6 protein-coding genes and 1 pseudogene are annotated in these 5,446 nt (G+C 68.6%); all 7 read right to left on the bottom strand.

The genetic code is table 11. The annotated features are described in order from the left end of the window. A pseudogene (locus E8A12_RS14300) lies at nucleotides 1-466 on the bottom strand (hypothetical protein); the annotation flags it as partial. Between the two features lie 201 nt (nucleotides 467-667). After that, a complete protein-coding gene (locus E8A12_RS14295) occupies nucleotides 668-1,414 on the bottom strand; it encodes a tetratricopeptide repeat protein (RefSeq protein ID WP_293369903.1) in 747 nt (248 codons plus the stop codon). A gap of 11 nt (nucleotides 1,415-1,425) precedes the next feature. Continuing rightward, nucleotides 1,426-2,046 carry an aminoacyl-tRNA hydrolase gene (gene pth / locus E8A12_RS14290; protein ID WP_293369901.1) on the bottom strand — a complete coding sequence of 207 codons (621 nt, stop codon included), beginning with the start codon at nucleotides 2,044-2,046 and terminating at the stop codon, nucleotides 1,426-1,428. Nucleotides 2,047-2,094: 48 nt separating this feature from the next. Then, the gene (locus E8A12_RS14285; RefSeq protein ID WP_293369899.1) at nucleotides 2,095-2,742 is read right to left on the bottom strand and encodes a 50S ribosomal protein L25/general stress protein Ctc; all 648 of its coding nucleotides are present in this window, start codon (nucleotides 2,740-2,742) and stop codon (nucleotides 2,095-2,097) included. A 123-nt stretch (nucleotides 2,743-2,865) separates the two neighbouring features. Further along, nucleotides 2,866-3,954, bottom strand: a complete 1,089-nt coding sequence (locus E8A12_RS14280; protein WP_293369896.1) for a hypothetical protein — start codon at nucleotides 3,952-3,954, stop codon at nucleotides 2,866-2,868. A gap of 116 nt (nucleotides 3,955-4,070) precedes the next feature. Then, nucleotides 4,071-5,006: a ribose-phosphate pyrophosphokinase gene (locus tag E8A12_RS14275; RefSeq protein WP_293369893.1), complete on the bottom strand. Its 936-nt coding sequence runs from the start codon at nucleotides 5,004-5,006 to the stop codon at nucleotides 4,071-4,073. Between the two features lie 59 nt (nucleotides 5,007-5,065). Further along, on the bottom strand, nucleotides 5,066-5,446 hold a 381-nt coding region (locus tag E8A12_RS14270; RefSeq protein ID WP_293369890.1), incomplete at its 5' end, for a laccase domain-containing protein.

The raw sequence follows: 5,446 nt of genomic DNA, 5'->3' as shown, positions 1-5,446 counted from the left end.
TCATGTGACCTCCATTGCCGATCGACAGGTTGGTGGACCCGGAGCCGCCGTTGCCTTGGATCCAGGCGTTGCTGAACGTCCCGCTCAAGAGGTTCTCGCCGGGAGTCAGCGTCGTTCCGCCGAAGGTCGCGTCGCTCGTGCCTGAGAAAGTGTAGTTGAACGAGCCGCTGAGGCCGGTCTGGGTCCAGAGGTTGTTGGGCGCGCCGGAGAAGCCGGCCGCAGCGCCGACGGCTGACGCGGTGAAGTTGAAGGTCGCCGGCACGAACGCCACGGCGTCCAGCGCAGCTCCCGGATTCTCGAAGCTGAACGAGGTCGAACCCGAGCCGGTGAGCGCGCCGCCGGAACCGGTGTCGCCGGCGCCATTGTTCGCCCAGGTGAAATTTGGCCCGGAAGCCAGGGTCGTGGTGGTTGCGAATACGGTAACGGCCGCTTGTGCGCTCGGGACGAACGCGGCGAAGGACAACACGGCGGCGCTCGCCGTCAAAGCCAGACCTTTCAACACAACAGCCTCCCGGTGATTCCCCCGGGGTAGCCGCTCAACACAGAGGCGCGAAAAATTTGTTCCGCGGGAAAATGGCGTCTGTGACGACTGTTTTGAAGGCCATCGGAGCGTGTTCGGATCGTCACAGTCCGGACCTCTCGGCCGCTCTATCGGAGCGTTCGGGACCTAGCGCCCGCTGAGCGCGCGGGCGGCGAAGTCGCGCCAAGTCTGGGCTTCCCTGCGGAACTGGCCACGGAGCTTGACCATGCGCTTGTCCAGCTCGACGACGATCTCGCGCGCCTCATCGCGGCGGCCGTGGCGGGCTATGAAGGCGGCGTAGCGGGCCAGCGCCTCGAAGCCCGGCAGCCGCTCGGAGGCCCATTGGTAGGCGGTGTCGGCCTCCGCGATGCGGTCCAGCGCCTCGTAGGCGCGCCCCAGCGACATGGCCGCGGCCGGTGTGCGGCCGAAGGTCTCGTCAGTCCCGAGCTTGTCGAGCACCTCGAGCGCGTCGGCCGGGCGGTTCAGTTCCAGCAGCGCGTTGGCCAGGCCCAGCAGCAGGACCGGGTCGTCGGCGTGCACCCCGTGAGCCGCGGTCCGGTAGAGCGCCTCGGCCTCGGCGAAGTGGCCCAGGTGCGCGGCGGCGGCGGCCAGGCGCGACTGGTTACGCACCGTGGGAGTCTCGTCGCAGGCCTGCTTGGCCTCACGGTATTCGCGGTGCGGGTCGAGGGTCTCGCGCGCGGCCTGGCCGAGCTTGCGGGCGGTGGTCCCGCCGAAGATATCGGGGACGATGTTGAGCGCGATATAGACCAGCCCGCCTAGCGGCTGGGTCATCAGGATGATCCATAGCCACATGGAGTTGCGGCCGGTTTTCACCGCGTGCCAGCACAGCAGCACCGCCATGATCAGCGACAGGAGAAAGCCAGGAATGATCATGTCGGCCGGTCCTAGAGTTCACCCCGCGCAGCCTTGCGCGGATCGACCTTGTCGGCCGGCGCCAGGCGCATGACTTCGGTTTGATATTTCTCGTCCTCGCCGGCCGCCAGCAGGGGCAGGGCCTCGGCGCAGGCCTCGATCAGCGGGGCGACCCACTGCTGGTCGGCCTTGTGGAATTCGGAGAGCACGTGGCCGTGCACCAGCTCCTTCTGGCCTGGGTGGCCCGTGCCCAGCCGCGCGCGGCGGTAGTAGGGGCCTACCTGGCTGGTGATCGAGCGCACGCCATTGTTCCCCGCCGCGCCGCCGCCGGCCTTCATCCGGAAGCGGCCGGGGGCCAGGTCGATCTCATCGTAGAAGACGATCAGGTTCTCAGGCTCGATCTTGAAGAACTTCAGCGCCTCGCCGACCGCTCGGCCGCTCTCGTTGTAGAAGGTCTGCGGCTTGAGGATCAGGATCTTGGCGGGCCCGTCCGGCGTCGGCACAGAGCCTTCGGCGGCGAAGCCCTGGAAGCGCGAGCGCCAGGGGCCGAAGCCCCATCGGCGCGCGATCTCGTCCACGGCCATGAAACCGATGTTGTGGCGCGTCTTGGCGTAGGTCGGGCCCGGATTGCCCAGGCCGGCGATCAGCAGCATCTGGCCCCCCGAAGACGGCCGCCCAACCAAGCTTGAGGCGACGGGGCCTTAGGCCTCGCCGCCTTCTTCCGCGGCGCTCTCGGCGGCGGCGCCTTCGGCGACCGCGGTGTCGGCCGCTTCGTCCTCATCGGCCTGCGACGAGGCGCCGGAGATGGTGGCCAGCACCGTCTCGGCGGGGATCGCAGCGGCGACGTTGGCCGGCAGCTTCAGGTCCGAGACGCGGATCGAGTCGCCGATGTCGAGACCGGTGAGGTCGAACACCAGCTCTTCCGGGATGTGGTCGGCCGCGCAGGCGACCTGCACGTCGTGGAACACCACGTTGAGCGTGCCGCCGCGCTTGATGCCCGGCGCCGCGTCATGGTTCTGGAAGTGCAGGGGCACGTTGATCTTGATCTGCTGGTTGGCGTCGACCCGATAAAGGTCGAAGTGCCAGGGCGTGTCGGTGACCGGGTGCATATCCACGGCCTTGGCGATGACCGGCTGGGTCTCGGAACCGTACTTCAGGGTCACCAGGTGGCCCAGGAGCTTGCCCGTGTAGAGCGCCTTCTTGAACTCGTTCATCTTGACCGAGATCGCGACGGGGTCCTTGTCGCCGCCATAGAGGACGCCGGGGACGAGGCCTTCGCGGCGGGCGACGCGCGCGCCGCCGGTGCCGGTGCGCTCGCGGACTTCAACGTTCAGAACGATATCGGCCATGGCCTTGCCTCAGAAACGAAACCGCCGCGCGAAGAGCGCGCGGCGACGCAGGATGCGACCCGGTTGGGCCGAAAGGTGCGCGTAAATACACAAAAGCCCCCGTCCGCGCAACGGGCGCGGGGCTTAATTCGAGCTCGTGCGCTTCTTGGTCTTCGACCGCGACGTAGCGGGCGTCGAGGCCTTGGTCAGCGCGGCGTCGGCCAGGGCCTGGACGCGGGGATCGATCGGCGCCGCGACGCCGGCGCCCTTCATCAGGCAAGCGCCGGTGTCTTCCAGAATGTGCTGGCCCAGGCAGAAGACGTCCTCGTAGTGCGGCCGGGCCACGGCCAGGCATTGGTAGAGGTTGAGCTTGGCCATGTTCAGGCAGACCCCGCCGGCGGGTTCGGCCAGGATCGGCATCACCTGGGCCAGGCTCGCGTCGTCAGCGTAGCCCAGGGCGGCCAGGGCGGCGACCGCGAGCGCGTGGATCACCTCCGGCGTATAGGGCGGCTCGGCGGTCATCGGCGTCACGTTCATCTGCCCGGGACCCGCGACCGCGGTCTGCAGGCGCAGGGTCTCGGTGACTTCGCCCGCGGCTTCGGTCTCGGAGAGCTGCTTGGCGAGCGCCAGCCGGCTCTCGCGGGCCGGCACGTCGGCCTTCGACCAGGCCTGATGCTGCACCTCGTAGGCCGCATGGTGCACGTCGCGGCCCAGGTCGATCAGCTTGCGGCCGTCGTCGCCCAGCGCGTTCATCACCAGGCCTGCAGCGCTGGCGGAGCCCGCGAAGCCCACGGCGTAGGCCGGGTCCTTCATGATTTCATAGGCGACGGTGCGGCGCTGCTCGGGGTCGCCCACGAACTTGCGCACCCCGGCCACATAGGTCGGGTCCTGCAGGGCTACAACCGCGCCGTAGGCGATGGCGCCGCGCAGCAGCTGGCCCGGCTCGTAAGCCTCGCCGGTCCGCAGGCCCTGGGCCACGTCCGAGCCGGTGGCGAAGCCGGGTGAAATGGCGCTCGCATGGATCACATATGCGCGGTAGGCGCTGGCCAGCTCCACGACGCGCGGCGACAGGCTGACCGGCGGGACCACGACGGCGACCGGCGCGGGCGGCGCGGGCGGCGGAGCCGGCGGCGGGGCGGAGGAGCAGGCGGCAAGGACCAGGGTCAGGGCGGCCACGGCGGCGCTCGGGGCGAATCCCAGAGAGGCGCGGCGGGGCGGAATTGCGGAGGTCATCGGAAAGCCTTCCCCGAAGATGCGTGGCGTTACGCTCAGATTCGTCCCCCGACAGGAGTGTGGAGTCGCACAGTAAACGCCCGGTGAGCAAGCGTCGCCCTGTCGAGACCCCTTCCTCAGTCGAACAGTTTCGACACGCTCTCCTCATTGGCGATGCGGCGGATCGCCTCGCCGATCAGCTTGTCGCAGCTGACGTAGCGGATCTTGCCGCCGTCGGTGGCGCGTTCCGGGGCGGCGATGGAATCGGTCATCACCAGCTCTTTCAGGATCGAGGCGTTCACCCGTTCGACCGCAGCGCCGGACATGACCCCGTGCGTGACATAGGCCGAGACCTCGGCCGCTCCGTTGTCGATCAGCGCCTGGGCGGCGTTGGTCAGCGTGCCGCCGCCGTCGATCATGTCGTCGAACAGGATGCAGCGGCGCCCGGAGACGTCGCCGATGATGTTGGCCACCTCGCTCTTGCCGGGGCCGGTGCGGCGCTTGTCGACGATGGAAAGCTCGGCGTTCAGCCGTGTGGCGACCGCCAGCGCGCGCACCACCCCGCCCACGTCCGGCGAGACGATCATCAGCTCGTTGGTCTTCTTGTGGTTGTCCTTGATGTCGGCGGCCAGGATCGGCGCGGACAACAGATTGTCGGTGGGGATGTCGAAGAAGCCCTGAATCTGGCCGGAGTGCAGGTCCATGGTCAGCACCCGGTCGGCGCCGGCCCGGGTGATCAGATTGGCCACCAGCTTAGCCGAGATCGGCGTGCGCCCGCCGGTCTTGCGGTCCTGCCGGGCGTAGCCGAAGTAGGGCATCACCGCGGTGATCCGCTTGGCCGAGGCGCGTTTCAGCGCGTCGATGCAGATCAACAGCTCCATCAGATTGTCGTTGGCCGGGTAGCTGGTGGACTGGATCACGAAGACGTCCTCGCCGCGGACGTTCTCGTCGATGGTCACCCAGACCTCATTGTCGGCGAAGCGTTTCACCTGCGCCTTGGTTAGCGGAAGGTCGAGGTGGGAGGCCACGGCCTCCGCCAGCGTACGATTGGAGTTGCCGGCCAGCAGCTTCATCGGGGCCCCGCGGAGGTTGCGCTTATGCGGCGGGCTTGTAGCAGGGGCGGGCTGTGAGTCTATCCCTCCAGCACAATCGCCGAGAGCAGGCGGCCGTAGTCGGGCTCGCCGGTCTTGAAGGCGCGGCGGTTGGAGAAGAAGTCGTCGGCCTCGGCGCAGGTGTCGTGGCCGATCCACGCGCGGGCTCCGACGCCGGCGGCCGCCAGCCGGTCGAGCACGAAGGCCGGCAGGTCGAACATCCGCTTGTCGGGCGCCGCGCCGGGGGCGAAGAACCGGGCGTAGGCGGGATCGGCGGCCATAAAGCGGTCCAGGTATTCCAGGCCGACTTCGTAGGATCTGGGTCCGATGCAGGGACCTATGACGGCGCGCAGGCGGTCGCGGTCGGCGCCCAGGGCCTCCATCCGCGCCACCGTGGCCTCGACAATGCCGTGGAGCGCGCC

It is taken from the genome of Phenylobacterium sp. (genome assembly GCF_004799395.1).
In the GTDB taxonomy this organism is placed as follows: Bacteria; Pseudomonadota; Alphaproteobacteria; order Caulobacterales; family Caulobacteraceae; genus Phenylobacterium.
This window is presented reverse-complemented; position numbering and strand designations above follow the sequence as displayed.